Here is a 16,633-nt window from a genome sequence, read left to right on the forward strand (position 1 = left end):
ACTTTTATCCCGCGCTCACATTCCTTTTAATAACACATTTGTATCACTTTTCAAATCTAACTTACAATATGTTTCTTTCCATACAGCATATAATTCTTCTTAATCTAAAAAAATCCTTTATGAAAAAGGATTTCTTTTACTTCTCAATGCTTTTTAACCACTTTTCAAAAATTTGTACCATCCCGTGTTTTCCAGCTAATTTCTCTTCCCCTTGTTTCGTCTTATATGGATATAACTGCAAGAAAACACCGCATCCAGACTCAATTTTTTTACTATGCATATGGCTTCCTGGATATACACAAATGACTTCATAAATTGACCTTCGATAATAGACTCGCTTTCCATCCTGTTCTTCTACATACTTTATAGACCAATACTTATACATTTGCTCAGTTGCTTTCGTATTTCCGACGTGCTGAAAAATATTGTACATTGGACTATACTTCACTTCAATAATAATAGAAGATTTATATACGTATTTCCCATCTTCTTTTACATAACAGTCTAAGCGAATATCTGGCTTCTTCGTATCCTCACCATTGTAAAAATTACTCCCTTTACTTAATGCAATAAGAGGATGTGTTTCAATTAAGTCATTAAATGCGACATGCACCTTTAAATCATCTCGTTGTAAAACTACTGTCGTTCCATCTTGTAATCCATCTACATAAAAATGTTCTTGTATTTGTTCACGAATGGAATTTCTAGCCTCAAAACCAATTTGCTCTAAAATTGAAATAACGATAAAAAAAGCGTAATATTCATACACTAAAAACGTTGGCTTATAAACAAATAATAACGATGGAGATTGATCCGTATATTGCGGGAGTACTTCTAAATGATGTAGTAATTGTTGATGTGGTATCGGTAAATCATGTAAGTTCATGTTACTTGTTTCAGTAACTTCCCTCCAAAACGAGGAGTGCATTAACATTTGAAAATATTGTACATTTTCATGAACAATGTGCGCCAATATTTTATATTCTTGTATTTTCATTGAGCTCTTTCGTAAATCGGCTTCTTTTAGTAACTGTATATTTTTATATTTTTGCTTCTCTCTATCGGTTACTGATCCATTACGCTCAATTGTTTGTATAATTGTTTTTACGGCTTGAAACTCTTCTGATTTTTTCTTTTTTTCTCTTTCTAATATTTCAATTGTTTGACGTAAAAAACTTTTAGCTTCAATTAAATAATGATAAAATTGCATCGATTTATATTTAAGAAATGCATTTTCCTTACTATTTTTTTGTTCCATAAACTTACGATTATAATGTTTTGCATAAGGTTTTCTTTCTGCCACTATGGTTCCTTTTCTTGTTGGCTTTCTCTCTTTTCCTTCCCATTTATATGCATTTATAAATTTTGAGCTTGATTCTATTTTCTTAAAGATTTGCTTTATCATCTTCATTTTTTGGGGTAACTTTCTAAGCAACACTAAATAAGAAGAATCCTCAATATCGCTAAGTGCAGAGAAAGTCTTTTTATAATAACCTCTATCCAAAATCAACTCATTTAAAATTGACTTCACATAGTCTTGAATCATTTCAAATTGATCATCAAAAAAGTTTTTCGGTACGATTTGAAAAGCACCATAATACGTTGTATCTTCTATACGAACTTCAAAATGGTATAAACCACAGCGCCATGGATAAAAGAATTCTGTTTTCCCATGTTCATATATTAATACTCTTTGTTTTTTTTCATTTATTTCATATTGAGCCTCTTTTATATTTTTCTGTCCCTCATATACTTTATTCCATATAAAAGTAATATTCATTGGGATTTCATAATTGTACTGCAATCTAATCGGTTTTAATTCTTGTACTTTATAAATGCATTGAACTAATGCTGTAGTAGATGTACAAAGACGATTTAATAAAATATAATCTCCTTTCCCCTCATTTCCAATGATTAACTTTAATACAAAAGGGAGCGTTTCATTCGTATCAACGATTTTTGTTTCGTAACGCCCTTCATTTTGCATATCCATACAGCTCCAGTTCCCTACGTTTTTCTCGTATATATGCTAAAGAGTGTTCAAATGTAGATACTCTGTTTGCAAGTGCAGATTGCAAAAGAGGTACTAAGGTCGCTCCCCTTTTTGCTTCTTCAGAAAGTAAAGAACCAACCATCATTTCGGTCCCTCTGATTTTCGTCAATACACGCTGCTTTATTTGTAAATCAAACCCTTCTTCTCTACTAATCATATAGGTATGGTTATTTTGGAACGGTATATTTTGCAAATAAGTCGCAATTGCGTTTGCACATCGGAAAGAAATTCCCTTAGACGCATCATGTGATGACAATACGACATGCAACTTATCTAATAGCTCTAATTCTTCTTCAGAAAACACTTCAATCATCGCTTTATTTCTCATCCAATTTATCCGAAATTCTCCCGCTGTTACTTTCAAAGGTGGGTGTAATACGACTTTCCCCAGTTCCATGCCCATCTCACAAAACGGAATTTTTTGTAACGTTATTAAGTTCGTTCGGTCTAATAATCGATCGGAGAGCTCTTTCGTTGTTTCATCAAAATTCACAGTACCTACAAATATAATATTTTCTCCAATTTCAATTGTTGATGGAATTGAATTCTCAATGTCCTGAACACCCTCATACAAGTTTAAAATACGATTTTTTGTTTCAAGTTGAAGAACAGATAAAAATGGAGTAAACCAATGCTCAATATGTGACATGTTCATTTCATCAAAAACGATTATATACAGTTGATTGGGATTTTCTTTCGCCTTCATTAACGTCCTAACTAACTTCGTTTCACTTTCAATAAAAGTACCATTTGGATGAAGGTAACCAAGTAAATCATGTGGTTCTTGATACGATGGTGAAATTGGAATCCAAACCAATTCTTCCCCATACTGTAATCCTAATGCTTCTGCATAAGTTTGCACAAAACGTGATTTCCCAACGCCCGGTATACCACCAAGAATCGTTAACATATTTGTTTTTACACTTATATGGAAATTATATATATCCGTTGCATCCAAATATAGCCCTTTATTATGCACCATACTTTGTACATACTGTAAAAAGGACGATTCACGCTCATCCCATTCCCATTCATCTTTTTGCACTTTTATATCCTCTACTTCAACTAGCTTACCTTCTTCATGCATTCGTTTTTTTAATTGCTCATACACATGATCACTTACAAAATATAATTGATCTTCTACCGCTATTTCTACATACTTCGTCCAGTCACTGCAGTTTATATATTTACATTCACGTTTCTGTTCAAAATATGCGATTGAGCTAATTGATGACTTTAAGGATATGTTTCCATACAGTCTTCCATCGTGCCACAATAATTCGGGAGGCTCAAAGTCTTTCGGAAATTTTGGCATAAGAAATGATAAATAACCGTTGCTAAGTTTTCGTTCTAAAGATTCTCTTTTTTTATTATTTGTAACTTTAGGTGCCGGAATCATTTTATAGCTGCTTGCTATTTCTTTCGGTTCTTCTGTACATATTAACTCCACGTATACATTTCCTCTTTCATAATAAAGACGAAACATCACTAATTGCTTTTCTAATTTCCTCTTCTTTAATTCCAAAAAGATTTTTTCATTCTTTTTATTACTACATAATCCTTCAAATACATAGGGTTCATTTGCAAATTGTTCCTGTAAAGTGAATGGTATTGGCGATAAGCATTGTACAAAGAAATTCTCTCCACTCTTCTCTTTTTCAGCTTTTGTAAATTTCCCTAAAAATCTCATATAGTACATTCGTTTTATAAAACTTGGCTGAAGAGCTTTATGTAATTTCACCTTAGTCACCTTCTTTTTTCATACTATTCTTAGTGTATGAAAGAAACGAAAAACTAGAAATAAAAAACCTGACGTTATCCGCCAGGTTCAAAATTAAAACGTATATTAATGAGAAGGAAATGCTTTTTTCTCTTGTAAAATTGCATTATGAGCAATTTTCATTTTAGCAAGTACGTAACGTAATCGATCTTCAGCATTTTCATCTTTACTTTTTTGCAATTCCGCCAAATTTTCAACAGAACTTGCTAAATTCTCAATGACTCCTCTCAGCTCAGGATGATGATTAAAAAAAGATTCTTGCACTAATACTTTCCTTAACTCACTAGCTAAATCAATTATTCTAGACAGCTGTTCTTTTTCTTCCATTCTCATCCCTCCTGAATATCTTATGTAGTAAATATTCTCTAAACAAAGAAAAAAGCCCTTTAAATGAAAAGGACTTTTTACATTTTTATATTTCCAGTTAATAACATATACAGTGATGTGATAGCCGCAATAATAATTGCCCACATCACATATTTCTCTGCACCTGCAAAGCAACGGTTCCCTTGTTCTTTTCTTGCAAACGTGTAAACAATAATTCCAATTCCATACACAATTGAAACTAGTAGTAAATTCTTTAAACCAGCTGCATAAAGAAGCCATACAGAGTAAATAGAAGCAATTAAAGCTAACGCTCCATTTTTTAATTTAGCGTCTTTTAGCTCGTTTGTAATGACTAATTTAAATTGGAATAACGCTGATAATAAATATGGTAATAAAATTGATGTTGATGCAATGAAATACATAATTTGATATGTTGATTCTGAAAACAGAACGATGATAAATATAATTTGGGCAACACCATTTGAAATCCATAATGCCATGTGCGGTGTTTGCTTTTTATTTGTTTTCGTAAAGACTTTCGGAAATACGCCATCTTTTCCGGCTACATGAGAAATTTCAGAAACAAGTAAAAACCAGCCAATTAATGTACCGACAAGTGAAGCAACTAACCCAATGTTAATCGCAACTGCACCCCATGGACCAACAACATGCTCTAATACATGTCCCATTGACGGAGTTTCTAGCACAGAAAGTTCGCTTCTTGTCATCGCTCCCATTGACAGAACAGAAATTAAAATATATATGGACATTACTAAAATAAGTCCCATTACTGTTGCCTTACCAACATCTCGGCTATTCTTCGCTCTTCCGGATAATACAACCGCTCCTTCAACTCCAATGAAAACCCAAAGTGTTACAAGCATTGTATTTTTCACTTGACCAAGTATAGCGGAAAGTGAGAAGGTTCCTTCTCCCCAAAAATCATGTGTAAATGTGTCCCAGCGAAAGGCTGTTACCATTACAACAATAAATAAAACGATTGGAACTAACTTCCCTATTGTTGCGATAACATTCATAATAGAAGCTTCACGGATTCCAAATAAAATTAGAAAATGAAGTGTCCATAATAAAAGTGATGCCCCAACGATAGATGCAACATTATTTCCTCCTTTGAAAATTGGAAAGAAATAACCTAATGTACTAAACAGTAACATAATTGTTGCGACATTACCTAAGATTCCTGCTAGCCAATATCCCCAAGCACTATTAAATCCAATATATTCACCGAAACCAGCACGTGCATAACTATAAATTCCACCTTCAAGTTCCGGTTTTTGTCTTGCTAACGTTTGATATACGAGCGCAAGTGGAATCATTCCCATCGCTGTAATACACCAGCCAATTATTATTGCACCACTGTTTGCTCCTACTGCTAAATCATGCGGTAAACTAAAAACACCTCCACCAACCATTGTTCCAACTACTAATGCGATTAACGGAAAAAATCCTAACTTCTTTTCTATTTGTACCACCCCATCTGTCATTCTAGGTGTTATGTTCGTTCAACTATTAAAGTCACCTTTTTCTCTAATAGACGTTTCTCTTATATTTTTTCAGGAAAACATTACTTATTCTAAAAGAAAATGAACAAAAATGGAATACTTTTTTGAAAAAATGTATAAGTATGCACAAAAAAACCGCTCATTTTGTAATGAACGGTCATTTCAAACATATAAATTTGTATATTTCTTGTAAATTTAACGAAGTAAATTCTCTTTTTCTAAAAATTGTTTTGCGACTTCTTCACTACTTTTACCATTTACGTTAACTTCATAATTCATTTTTCGCATTTCTTCATCTGTAATCTTTCCAGATAATTTATTTAATACCTTTTCAAGTTCAGGATATTTCTGTAACGTTTCTTTTCTTAATAATGGTGCCCCTTGATAAGGTGGGAATAACCCTTTATCATCTTTTAGCACTTTCAGTCCGTATTGCTCCAATTCACTATCTGTTGAATATGCATCAATTACGTTAACATCTCCAGATTGAATTGCGCTATAACGCAGCTTCGGCTCCATCGTTTTAACATTCGAGAACTTATAGTTATATAATTTTTGCATTCCTTTATAACCATCTTCACGATCAGCAAATTCCAATGTAAACCCTACTTTGGCTTCCTGCGCAACATTCCCTAAATCAGAAATTGTATTTATATTCTTTTGATCTGCTATTTTTTTCGGCATGGCTAGTGCATATGTATTGTTATACTCCATTGGCTTCAACATAACCATATTATATTTCTTTTCCATTCCAATGCGAGCCTGATCATATACTTCATCACGATTTGTGCTCTTTGGTTCTTCTTTCACGAAAGTAGATAAAGCTGTTCCTGAAAATTCTGGGTATATATCTACTTCCCCGGATTTCAACGCTTCAAATACAAATGCTGTTTTTCCAAGACCTGGTTTTAATTGTACGTTTAAATCGGTATCTTGTTCAATAAGCTGCTTATACATTTGAATTAAAATTTCAGGTTCTGATCCAAGTTTGCCCGCAATAACAATATCTTTCTTTTCTGTACTCCAAAGAAATGGAGAAGCAATCATTACTACAACTATACATATCGTCAATATAACACGCTTAGAAGAGCGTTTCGGTCGTTCAAGTATGCGAAGTACTATATCAAAGAATAAAGCGAGTAACGCGGCTGGTACGGCCCCTAAAATGATAAGTGCATGATCATTTCGATCTATGCCTAATAAGATAAGCTTACCGAGCCCACCAGCACCAATGAGAGCTGCTAATGTAGCCGTTCCAACAATTAATACCATCGCTGTACGAATACCGGCCATAATGATAGGCAATGCAAGAGGAAGCTCTACCTTCCACAGCCTTCTCCAACTATTCATCCCCATAGCTCTCGCGGCTTCTATTAGTGATTCATCTAATTCCCTTATTCCTGTATATGTATTTCGTAAAATAGGTAATAGTGCATACACAACTAATGCAATAATCGCTGGAAGTTTTCCGATTCCTACTAACGGAATTAATAGTCCGAGTAATGCAAGTGATGGCACTGTCTGCATTACTGCAGAAGTTCCTATTATAAATTCAGCCATTCGTTCTTTTCTTGTTAATAAAATGCCAAGTGGCACCGCTATAATTACTGCAAAAAATAATGAAATAAGCGATATTTGTAAATGCTCACTTAATGCAGTTAGTAATTCTATTTTTCGTTCTTGGAACGTTTGTATAAAATTAGTCACTGTTTAGCCTCTTTCCTTCATTTGTTCAACAATATAATTGACGATATGACGACTTGTTAACGCTCCAATATATTGACCGTTTTCTTCAACTGGAACGATTTCCTCATCACGCACACGAACTAACGCTCTTGTAAAGAAGAATGTAATGATAGTGCCTGCCCTTCTAATTGCACACTTTGATCAAGCGGCAATACATCTGCTACACTTTTCTCCTCATACCAAGTTCGTCCACGATTTCCAATGAACTCCTCTACAAATTCATTTTTCGGATTATGTATAATTCCTTCTGGTGTATCTAGTTGAACAACTTTTCCTTCTTTCATAATACAAATGCGATCTCCAAGTGATAATGCTTCTTGCATATCATGTGTTACGAACACGATTGTTTTTTGAATCTTTTTTTGCAACTGTACAATATCCTTCTGAAGCTGTTCCCTACTTAATGGATCTAACGCACTAAATGGTTCATCCATAAGAACGATTTTCGGGTTTGCGGCTAATGCTCGCACGACACCGACACGTTGTTTTTGTCCTCCTGACAATTCATCAGGCATACGATCTCGATATATATCCGGATCTAATCCAACCATATGTAACAAGTCATCGACGCGTGCTTTTATTTCCTTTTTGCTCCATTGCCTCATTTCAGGAACAACTGCAATATTTTCAGCGATTGTCATATGAGGAAACAAAGCGATTTGCTGCAACACGTATCCTATATCCCAACGTAATTCGTTTATATTATATTGTTGAATATCTTTTCCATCGATTAAAATCGATCCTTCAGTCGTTTCGATTAAACGATTAATCATCTTCATTGTCGTTGTTTTCCCGCAACCACTCGGACCGATGAGAACGAAAAATTCTCCCTTTTTAATTTCTAAATGCAATGAATCCACTGCTTTCGTGCCATCTTCATACGATTTTGACACATGATTAAATTGAATCACAAACACAACTCCTTTACTGTTGTTTCCTTTATTTTGATGGAATATGGCATTCATTTCAAATGATACGCTTTTAAATTAAAAAAGAGCTCGCATTTGAGCTCTAACGGTCGAACAATATTGTTTTCATAATAGCAGCATATTCGCGAACATACATTTTTCTCTTAGAACGAATTGGTGTTTCAGCAGCTAGCGCCTCCATCTTCATGCCTAAACGCTTTGCAATTATTTTCGTTCGATATAAATGATATGTATTACTTACAACTACCGCATGTTTCACATTATATAAATCCATACTAAATTTTAAGTTTTCATACGTATTTGTAGATTGATCTTCTATTAAAATACGACTCTCATCTATACCGTGTACCATTAAATAATTTCTCATGCTATGAGCTTCCGGTATATCTTCATCTTCTCCTTGACCACCTGAAACAATTACTTTCGCTTCAGGATGGGAAAATAAATACTCCAACGCTACATCCAAACGATTTTGAAGAGATAAAGACGGTCTATCTCCAAATAACTTTGCACCCAGTATAAGAACGTACGGAGAGTGATAGCTCAACTTTTCACGAGCAACTTTGTTCATTCGAAACGTCATATAAATGATGTATAGTGGCGGTAATAATAAAATTATAAGAAAGATCCATTTGTTCATAAATAAGTATTCACTCCCTTTCTTGTTATTATATAGAAAAAGAAAGGGAGGCAGAAGTGTTTTTTCAAACGATTGATTTATTAGAAACATGCGCCGCTACTTTACGTTGTGATAGTACATAATAAATAGCGATTCCTAATGAGAAGATCAATATGCAGCTTAGTACGTAAAACGGCAGCATGACTCCCACTTTAGATACACCCGCTGTAAACAACATTAATAATAAAATTCGTATTCCAGTACCAATTAGGCGAAATAAGCTGTCTACACGTCCCATTACTTCATTTGGAATTTCCTCCATCATCAATACATTTCTCGCCACTCTTGTCCCCGCATTTCCAATTGCATGAAAAATCGCTAGTCCATATAACAACATTACGGAAGGTTCAATACTCATTGCGGTAATTGAAATTACATAAATGAACATCGTCATAACGATTGAAACTTCTGTTTTGACATATTTCATTATGAGTGGAATACAAATTCCTGCAACAACCGCTCCGACACCGTACATCGTGCCCTCTACTGCGTATACAGAGGCATTGGCTTTGAGTATATCCGAAATATACACGGGTATTAAATAATTTGCCATCATGACACCTATAAACGGCATATAAGTAGCCAGTAAGAACCAAAAGAGCTTAGGACGTTTTTTCATAAAGTGAATTCCTTCAAACAATTGCTTCTTAAATGTTATTTTTCTTTTCACTTCTTTTTTCTTTACGTACGGTATACATAAGAAAAGAAAAAATGCTCCAGCAAAAGTTAACATGTCTACTAACAAAATCCACTTCAAAGATACAATTTCAATTAAGAAGCTCGCGGCCGCTCCAGAAATAACTTGTGTTAACTGTCCTTGTATTTCCATCGTTCCACTTAAACTTTTATAATGTTCCGCTTGAAATATCTCTTGGTTGAACGCAAATATTGTAGGATAAAATAATAAATAGTAGAATGATCCGGCTATATAAATAAGAATATAGTGAATAGAATGATAAGGTTGCCCAGCAAATCCCCATATAACCATTATTCCAATTACGGCAATTCCGATTCCTTCGTTACATAGCAATAAAGATTTTCTTGAAAAACGATCAATACTTTGCCCAATGAATGGTGTTAATAAAAACATAATGAGGGTTGCAATGATAGAAACATAACCAAACGTTGTCTCTCCTCCACTCTCTTTAATTAACAGCCACGGAATCGTTATCATAACAATTCCGGAACCAATAGCAGATAGACTATTGGCCCCTAGAATGTAATACAATCGAGAATCATGATAAAGTGAGGACATATCACTCCACTCCTAGTTGCTTTTTCACCTCTTTATATACGCTCATATATGCTTTTAATTCTTTAACTACATCATGAATTAATGGTTTGGCATCTTCCCCAAGTTCACCATCTTGCACATGTAATCCATCAAGCACAACTTGTTTTGGAATGGCATTTGCATAAACACCTCTAGCGACCGTTCGCATGCTGTTTAATGCATTTATTCCACCTTTACCGCCACCAGCAACCGCTAACAACGCAACTGGTTTATGAATAAATTCACTACTACTTAAGTAATCTAAAGAGTTTTTCAGCGCACCGCTCATCGCATTATGATATTCTGGTGTACATAATACAACCCCATCCGCAGCTTTCACTAACGTTTTCAATTTTTTTACTGCCTCTAAATCACGTTGTGACTCTTCTCCATTGTATAAAGGTAACTCCTCAATTGCTAAATCATATAATTCCCCTTCAAATTGATCCGCAATATATTTTGCCACCACGCGAGTTCTACCAAATTTTCTTGGTGTACCGTTAATAACGACTAGTTTCATGATTATTTCTCCCCTTTGTTTTCAAGTTCTACTTATATATTATCAGAAATTTCTATACAAAACACAATATAAAGAGTTAACTTGTTTCATAAAATAGTATGATAAACAAAAAAGAACTCATACTTTCGTATGAGTTTCGCACAATTACTTCGTTTCATCTCTCAGACTCAATGTACCTAAACTTTCATTTGCTTCAAAATGATTATATGCTTTTCCCGCTAATTTTTTCCGTTCTTCTGGTAATTCTATATATTTCATTACGTTTTCAATTATTTTTTCGTACGGAGTAAATACAATTCCCGGCCACTCTACCTCATCTTCTGGATTACTATTTTCGGAAATAATAAATTTCTTATTTGCGACTGCATAAGACACGCGAGGTGTTTCAAGAATTCCTGATAAGTAAAAATGAATATTTAATATAATTTTAGCTCTAGCAATCAATTCATTTCTAACAATTCCCCACGCATTATTTTTAAAAACTATATTTAAATTTGGGGCAATCGCTTTTAGATGATCAAAAATAGCTTGCCGCCTCGGATTAAGAGCACCTATAAACAGAATATCAATATCTTCAGTAATGTCATCTTCAAATGCATCTTTTTTTATTTCCAAAGTTGGAGCATAGTTCATTTTTACATGTTTTATTTCTTTTCCTACCCCTTTTTGTTTTAGCCATTCTATATTTTGTTTACTATAATCCCAAATCACTCTATCTTTTAATAATATTAAATAAAGGGGGTGCGCATATGGACTTCCTTCGTATAGCTGTTCTAAATTATAAATAATTGCATCTTTCGGAAGAAGATTCGGGTTATATGCGTATGTATGTGCTCCAAAAACAACTGTATTCTTTACATTTTCTAGTATTGTTTCTGATATAATTACTGTATTTCCCTCCTGCTCCAACCGCCACTTTAAAGCTCGCGCAACATCTATGAAACTACCGTATGTCTTTGGGCATATAAAAAGACAATAATCATATTCTTTATTCAAATAAGCTTCCATTAATTTTAAATTATTTTTATATAAATCTACATCCGGATGTTTAAGCACTAACTCATTTGCATGTTTTCTTGCTACTTTATATAATCCAGCATAATAAGCAGCGATGCATCTTCTTAATTCGATTCTTTCACGATGTTCATCTAATACATCCATGTTTAAAAGAAGATTTGCGATACAATACGCTTTTAAATGATCACGGTCATAATAATAGTCTAGTAGTGGCATCAATTCTTCATACGTATTTCCATGCACCGATTCTCCTAGTTCAATCGCCCATCGCATTAATTCCATGATTACTCCACTACTCCTTTAACCGAAAATGTATTTAATAAAATTTCGCATTATTCTCTACTACATTTGCTATATGAAATGGAATCTCTTCTTTAATCGATTCCAAATACTTTTGCGACACGGCCCCTAAATGTTTTTTATGAGGTATATAGAAAGCACTAATAGAAATTTCATAGTCAAATAAGTAATCATACACATGATAATCTACAAATAAAAGATCATCCTTTGGAAAAGGAATTTCCTTCCCTTGCAGAGCATACATCAAAGCAATATTGTTTTGAGATCGTAATCGATACAACCTTGCAAGTTGGTATAATGGTTCAGCCCGAGTTGGTCTATATTCCCACGCTTTTTGAAAATAAAAAACAGCTAATGCTAAATATTTCTCTTCTTGCCCTTTAACAGTTTCTTTTTCATCAGCATCTGTCACTTCATTTTGTTTATTTGCTGAACGATTTGCTAACTGCTCATAACAAAACCCTATTCGCAATAACGAATAGAATACCTCTTCAACCCAACCCCCTGCTTCCACTCGTTTTTTATACCATTTAATCGAATCTTCAAATTGACTTAAATGAAAATAAGTTTGGGCTAAATAAAATAAATATCTTATATGCAAATCTGGCGTTGTTTCTGGGTCGTTTATTCCTTGTAACAACAACCTCTCATCTCTTTCAAATTTATCAGCTTTACTCCCGCCATCTCCGGGATCATTCACGACAAGAGTCTCTAACCGATCTACCCTCGTATTGTAATTCGCTCCAACTTTTGAGCGATCTATATCCCAATACTCATGAGTAACACCGACAGATTTCCATGGTAAAGAAGCTTTTAATAGACGTGTAAGCCAATATTTAATATGAACATCATATTGCAATGTAAGATAATGATCTTCCGTTAAGCTCGTTTTATCGAAATTCGGATCAACCTCTAAAATCATATCCGCATCTAATATTAATAAATAATCCGCTTCTGGATATGTTTTTTGCGCTAATGAAACTGCTAAGCTTCTGTTATAACCAAAGTTTTTAAACGGCTCATGATGAACTGTCCCAGGTATCTCATTTTCCTTACACCAATTTTCTATAATTTCAGGCGTATTATCCGTCGATCCAGTATCACAAATAGAAACATAATCTACAATTGATTTTGTTGCATTTAAACATCTTTCCATAATTCTAGACTCATTTTTGACAATCATACAAAGACATAACTTTTTTTCTTCCTTTACAGACTTCACTTGCTCATTTCCCATTTAACCACCTCATATTTTATTAACACGCTCTTCTCATATGTAACAACATTTTTTAGCTATACTGATGACATAAGCACCCTTTTACTATTTATGAAAACTTCATTTTATTTATTCTTACTTTTATGTTGGGACATATTTCATGCTTCGCTTTATATTTGATACAATCAATACAAAAAAACATAATACGGGAATCCGTACATTTCAAAGTATAAGAGGAGGTTATATTTTGTTGGATTACATTTGGCTAAATGACAAATCACCAATTTTAGAACAACTACCAAGTAATTTTAAATCTGCAGCTATATTGCTACATCCATTTGTCCAAATGCCTTTAGGATGGGAAAAGTCTGTGAGAAAAAGACCATATGAGCACATCTATCCTAGCGCTGAAGAAATCATTCACAATGGGAAATCCGTTTCTTGGAAAGAAATGATGTCTTGTAGTGGATTACATTCATACGCAGACCTAGCAATGGCCATGTTGACTTCCATTAGTGCCTTTTCAGAAGAATATAAAAGAGAGGATTTAGCTGAAAAGCTACATTCAAACTTAAAAAAAGATCTTTATTATCCAACAGAAGATTATACGTCTATATTTTTATTACACAAATTACTTAAACTCCTCGGTTCTAAAGGTGCAAAAAATCTATATTTCTCTGAACCAATTCTTGATACAAACGGATTATTACAGGTAAATAATACTACTCCATTAGATATTTGGGACATTAGCAATAATGAGTTAATTATTACTGGAGAAGACAATGAGTATGCGTTTATGAGTATATACGATTCCTTTACAACCTTATTATTAGCTAAAGAAGAAAATATAGAATATATTGTTCAATCAATGAATGTTGAAGCTGTCATTTGTGACAAAAAAACGATGATTGATTGGTATTTTTAAATTAGTAATTTCTTAAACTATAAAAAAGAAACTTGCGCTTATGCACAAGTTTCTTTTCAAAAACATCCTTATTTTTTTACAACTTCATGTCCACCGAACTGATTACGTAGTGCTGAAACTACTTTTCCATGGAATGTATCATCTTCCTGAGAACGATAGCGCATAAATAATGACATCGCGATTACTGGTGCCGCTGCTTGTAACTCAAGCGCAGTTTCAACAGTCCATTTCCCTTCTCCTGAAGAGTTCATTACACCTTTAATGCCATCAAGTTTAGGATCATCTGCAAATGCTTTTTCAGTTAAGTCCATTAACCAACCGCGGATTACTGATCCGTTCGCCCATACTTTTGCAACATCTTCATAATTGAAATCAAAGTCACTCTTATCTAGTACTTCAAATCCTTCAGCAATTGCTTGCATCATGCCGTATTCAATACCGTTATGAACCATTTTTAAGAAATGACCACTACCAACGCGGCCAGTATAAGAATAGCCATTTTCTACTGCTAAATCTTTAAATAAAGGTTCTAATTGGTCGTAAATTTCTTTTTCTCCACCAACCATTAAACAAGCACCGTATCTAGCTCCTTCTACACCGCCAGATGTACCGATATCTACATAATGTAATCCGAAGCTTTTTGCTTCTTCAGCACGGCGTAACGTATCTTTATAGAATGAATTTCCACCTTCAATAACGATATCACCTTCATCTAATAACGGATACACATCTTTTAATACTGACTCTACAACTTCTCCTGCAGGCACCATTACCCAGATCGTACGAGGAGCTTCTAATTCAGCGATCATTTCTTTTAATGTATGACGTGCAGTAATTCCTAGTTTTCCTGCCTTTTCTACAAGCTCTTTATTTACATCGTATACAACTACTTCATGCTTGTCTTCATGTAAGTGTTCAGCTAATGGGAATCCCATTTTTCCTAATCCAATTAATCCTAGTTTCATATTAATCAATCTCCTATTCTATACAAATATATTTAATATCGAAATTAGCCCAAGTGCTACTACAGATAATATAGTCTCCATTGCAGTCCATGTTAATAACGTTTCTTTCACAGTCATTCCGAAATACTCTTTAATCATCCAAAATCCTGAATCATTCACGTGTGATAAAATTAATGACCCTGCACCTGTTGCAAGTGCTAATAATTCAACATTTACACCTGGTGTACTTGCTGCAATCGGCGCAACAATACCAGCTGCTGTCATCATAGAAACAGTTGCCGATCCTGTCGCAACTCGGATAAGTGCAGCAATTCCCCATCCAAGTAATATTGGTGAAATATGTGATTCTTTCGCCATTTCAGCAATTGTAGTACCAATTCCAGAATCTAATAATACCTTATTAAATGCACCACCAGCACCAATTACTAACAGTATGTTTGCAATTGGCCCAAGGCAATCATTTGTAAATTGTAATACTTTATCTTTAGAAAATCCTTTTGCATAACCAAGGCTAAAGAAAGAATAAATCGTTGCAATTAATAAAGCGACTATTGGATCTCCAATAAAGTGTAACACTTGTGCAAGTTGACTCGTTTTATGTAACGCTACTTCAGCAATGGATGCACCAAGCATAAGAAATACTGGAAGTAAAATAGTAAACAATGTATTTCCGAAGCTAGGAAGTTCTTTCTTCTTATCTCTTTCAATAAATTGCTCCGCTATATCTAATGGTACTTCCTTATGTATACGAGCACCAATCCATTTCCCGTAAAGTGGACCTGAAATAATTGCAGTTGGAAGTCCGACAATTAACGCATATAAAATTGTCTTCCCTACATCTGCTTTAAAAATACCCACTGCCGCCATTGCCGCTGGATGCGGTGGGACAAGTCCGTGTACGACTGACAGTCCTGCTACTAGCGGAATACCGATTGTAATAAGTGATACCCCAGTTTCTAACGCAATTGTAAATACTAACGGAATTAATAGGACGAATCCAACTTGGAAAAATACCGGAATCCCTACTAAAAATGCAACGAACATCATCGCCCAGTGAACTCGTTTCTTCCCAAAACGATTAATTAATGTGTTAGCGATACGTTCAGCACCGCCAGATTCGGCCATCATTTTTCCAAGCATCGTTCCTAGTGCTAAAACTATCGCTAAAAAGCCTAACGTATTACCAAGCCCTAGTTTAATAGAATCAATAATCCCTGGATCTTTTGGTGAAGTTCCAATTAAAGGCATTCCCATTGCTAAACCTACACCAATTGCTGTTAAAATTAATGCGACAAATGGATGCCATTTTACTACCGTAATAAGTAAAAGTAGTATGACAACTGCCGCTAGTACGATCCCAACTACCATTTCTCCCAATCC

13 protein-coding genes and 1 pseudogene are annotated in these 16,633 nt (G+C 34.3%); 1 reads left to right on the forward strand and 13 read right to left on the reverse strand.

Annotated features, from left to right (window positions below; translation table 11 throughout):
• Positions 1-136: 136 nt before the first annotated feature.
• The 11 genes and pseudogenes from DN400_RS23285 to DN400_RS23335 form a co-directional block, all read right to left on the reverse strand.
• The gene (locus tag DN400_RS23285; RefSeq protein WP_147801990.1) at positions 137-1,987 is read right to left on the reverse strand and encodes a hypothetical protein; all 1,851 of its coding nucleotides are present in this window, start codon (positions 1,985-1,987) and stop codon (positions 137-139) included.
• A complete protein-coding gene (locus DN400_RS23290; RefSeq protein ID WP_000766193.1) occupies positions 1,977-3,794 on the reverse strand; it encodes an AAA family ATPase in 1,818 nt (605 codons plus the stop codon). The genes DN400_RS23285 and DN400_RS23290 overlap by 11 nt, the downstream gene beginning before the upstream one ends.
• 105 nt (positions 3,795-3,899) lie before the next feature.
• Entirely contained in the window at positions 3,900-4,160 is a 261-nt protein-coding gene (locus DN400_RS23295) for a hypothetical protein (protein ID WP_000391447.1), read from the reverse strand.
• Positions 4,161-4,237: 77 nt separating this feature from the next.
• On the reverse strand, positions 4,238-5,665 hold the full coding sequence (locus tag DN400_RS23300) for a basic amino acid/polyamine antiporter (RefSeq protein ID WP_000129441.1): 1,428 nt from the start codon (positions 5,663-5,665) through the stop codon (positions 4,238-4,240).
• A 213-nt stretch (positions 5,666-5,878) separates the two neighbouring features.
• On the reverse strand, positions 5,879-7,390 hold the full coding sequence (locus DN400_RS23305) for an ABC transporter permease/substrate-binding protein (protein ID WP_000181022.1): 1,512 nt from the start codon (positions 7,388-7,390) through the stop codon (positions 5,879-5,881).
• Positions 7,391-7,393: 3 nt separating this feature from the next.
• Positions 7,394-8,340: pseudogene (locus tag DN400_RS23310) on the reverse strand (ABC transporter ATP-binding protein).
• A gap of 100 nt (positions 8,341-8,440) precedes the next feature.
• Complete coding sequence (locus DN400_RS23315) at positions 8,441-8,998, reverse strand: YdcF family protein (RefSeq protein WP_001045713.1); 558 nt, start codon at positions 8,996-8,998, stop codon at positions 8,441-8,443.
• Between the two features lie 64 nt (positions 8,999-9,062).
• Positions 9,063-10,292: an MFS transporter gene (locus DN400_RS23320; protein WP_000097170.1), complete on the reverse strand. Its 1,230-nt coding sequence runs from the start codon at positions 10,290-10,292 to the stop codon at positions 9,063-9,065.
• A gap of 1 nt (position 10,293) precedes the next feature.
• Positions 10,294-10,830 (reverse strand): NADPH-dependent FMN reductase, encoded by a 537-nt coding sequence (locus DN400_RS23325; protein WP_000780355.1) that lies wholly within the window; start codon positions 10,828-10,830, stop codon positions 10,294-10,296.
• A gap of 144 nt (positions 10,831-10,974) precedes the next feature.
• On the reverse strand, positions 10,975-12,129 hold the full coding sequence (locus DN400_RS23330) for a CgeB family protein (protein WP_000422334.1): 1,155 nt from the start codon (positions 12,127-12,129) through the stop codon (positions 10,975-10,977).
• Positions 12,130-12,163: 34 nt separating this feature from the next.
• Positions 12,164-13,384 (reverse strand): glycosyltransferase, encoded by a 1,221-nt coding sequence (locus DN400_RS23335; protein ID WP_065228786.1) that lies wholly within the window; start codon positions 13,382-13,384, stop codon positions 12,164-12,166.
• A 139-nt stretch (positions 13,385-13,523) separates the two neighbouring features.
• On the opposite strand from DN400_RS23335, the gene DN400_RS23340 reads away from it, so the two are divergent.
• The gene (locus DN400_RS23340; RefSeq protein WP_061660140.1) at positions 13,524-14,288 is read left to right on the forward strand and encodes a DUF2711 domain-containing protein; all 765 of its coding nucleotides are present in this window, start codon (positions 13,524-13,526) and stop codon (positions 14,286-14,288) included.
• 68 nt (positions 14,289-14,356) lie between these two features.
• On the opposite strand, the gene gnd is transcribed toward DN400_RS23340, so the two are convergent.
• A complete protein-coding gene (gene gnd, locus DN400_RS23345) occupies positions 14,357-15,253 on the reverse strand; it encodes a phosphogluconate dehydrogenase (NAD(+)-dependent, decarboxylating) (protein ID WP_147801956.1) in 897 nt (298 codons plus the stop codon).
• Positions 15,254-15,271: 18 nt separating this feature from the next.
• A complete protein-coding gene (locus DN400_RS23350) occupies positions 15,272-16,621 on the reverse strand; it encodes a GntP family permease (RefSeq protein ID WP_000260205.1) in 1,350 nt (449 codons plus the stop codon).
• Positions 16,622-16,633 lie beyond the last annotated feature (12 nt).

The sequence above is a fragment of the Bacillus sp. AR8-1 genome, assembly GCF_008042345.1.
Lineage (GTDB): Bacteria > Bacillota > Bacilli > Bacillales > Bacillaceae_G > Bacillus_A > Bacillus_A cereus.